1 protein-coding gene is annotated in these 1,641 nt (G+C 67.7%); it reads right to left on the bottom strand.

Features of this window, described 5'->3' with window-relative positions; genetic code table 11:
- Positions 1-90: 90 nt before the first annotated feature.
- Complete coding sequence (locus tag ACIRR9_RS55970) at positions 91-1,335, bottom strand: IS110 family transposase (RefSeq protein ID WP_403769825.1); 1,245 nt, start codon at positions 1,333-1,335, stop codon at positions 91-93.
- Positions 1,336-1,641 lie beyond the last annotated feature (306 nt).

Here is a 1,641-nt window from a genome sequence, read left to right as displayed (position 1 = left end):
CTCTGACGCGTAAATAGGTGCAGGTCAGGTGGTGTTTGGGCAGGGCTGGGTGCCCGGTGGCTGTGGGCCGCCGGGTGTCTGGTCTTCTGGTCAGGCCGCGCCTTCCAGTGGGTTGAGGGTGACGGTGTAGCCGAGCTGGTTGAGCGCGTTGATCGCGCGGCGGGTGGCGCGTTCGGGGTCGCGGTGGGTGAAGTAGGTGCCGCCGAGGTCCTGGTAGGGGACGTTGTCGGTGAGCATGTGCCAGATCGCGGTGATGATCGAGTGCTCCACGGCGACCAGGGCTTTCATTGGTCCGCGGCGGGCGGTCAGCCGCTTGTAACGGGCCTGCAGGTAGGTGTCCTTGGTTCTGGCCGCCCCGAATGCCGCGATTCCGAGTGCCCCCTTGAGGTAGGGGTTGCCGGGGCGGACCTTGGTGTTCTTGGTGCGGCCGGCTGATTCGTGGTGGCCGGGACAGACTCCGGCCCATGAGGCGAGGTGTTTGGCGGAGGCGAACCGGTTCATGTCCCCGCCGGTCTCCGCGATGATCACCTCGGCGACGGCCCGGTTGATCCCGGGGATCGTGTCGAGCAGGTCGAGGGCGCCACGAAAGGGGGCCATCGCCTCCTCGATCCGGGCGTCCAGTTGCCCGATGGCGTCGGTGAGCTGGTCGTAGTGGTTCAGGTGCAGCCGGGTCAGGAAGGCGTGGTGGGCACGGAACCGGCCGGTCAGCGCCTCGGTGAGCTCGGGGATCTTGTTGCGGAGCTTGCGCTTGGCCATCTCCGCGAGGACCTGGGGATCGCGTTCACCCGCGATGAGGGCCTCCAGCATGGCCCGGCCGGAGACGCCCATGATGTCGGAGACGACCGCGGCCAGTTTGATCCCGGTGTCCTCCAGCAGCTTCTCCAGCCGCTGGACGATCTGGCCGCGTTCGCGGGTCATCTGGGTGCGAGCGCGGGTCAGGTCCCGCAGCTCGCGCACCGGTGCGGGTGGCACGAACGAGGGCCGGACCAGGCCGTGCGCGCCGAGCTGGGCCAGCCAGGCGGCGTCGGAGACGTCCGTCTTGCGGCCGGGCAGGTTCTTGACCTGCCGAGCGTTGACCAGGATCACGTTCAGGTCCTCGGCCAGCAGGTAGTAGAAGGGTTTCCAGTAGTCCGAGGTCGCCTCGATCACGACGAGGGTGACCTCGGCAGCAAGCAGGTGATCCCGCAGCGCGAGCACGGCGTTCGTGGTCGAGCCCCAGGTCGTGGTCTCGTTGGTGAACGAGCCCCGCCGTTTCGTACTCGGGCTGCGGACACACGCCTTGGCGTCCTTCTTGCTGATGTCCACACCGGCGCAGCGTTCGTGCAGTACGTCCACGGCCTCGCTCCCTCCCTCACCGAACGGCCAAGCGGTACGCCGTTCCGGGAGGGCCAGGGTGGAACAGGAATTCTGACGCGCGTGCTCACAGCAACACTCCACGGTTCCCGTGGACGGCCCTCAGCGCCACGCTGACCTGCGAGCTCACCGGCATCACAGAGCAACCGGCTTCGGCCGGAACGAACCCCACCAGCGTCCCGGACCAGAATCAGCACACGTCAGGGCAGACAAGAAGCACCTCGGCGCACGCCACGACATTTACCACGCCCCCGGCGCACACCGAAGGTGCGCTGGGTCGCTGACCTG

The organism is Streptomyces sp. NPDC101234, assembly GCF_044767525.1.
In the GTDB taxonomy this organism is placed as follows: Bacteria; Actinomycetota; Actinomycetes; order Streptomycetales; family Streptomycetaceae; genus Streptomyces; species Streptomyces sasae.
Note: the sequence above shows the minus strand (reverse complement) of the source record. Positions and strands in the feature narration are given on the sequence as shown.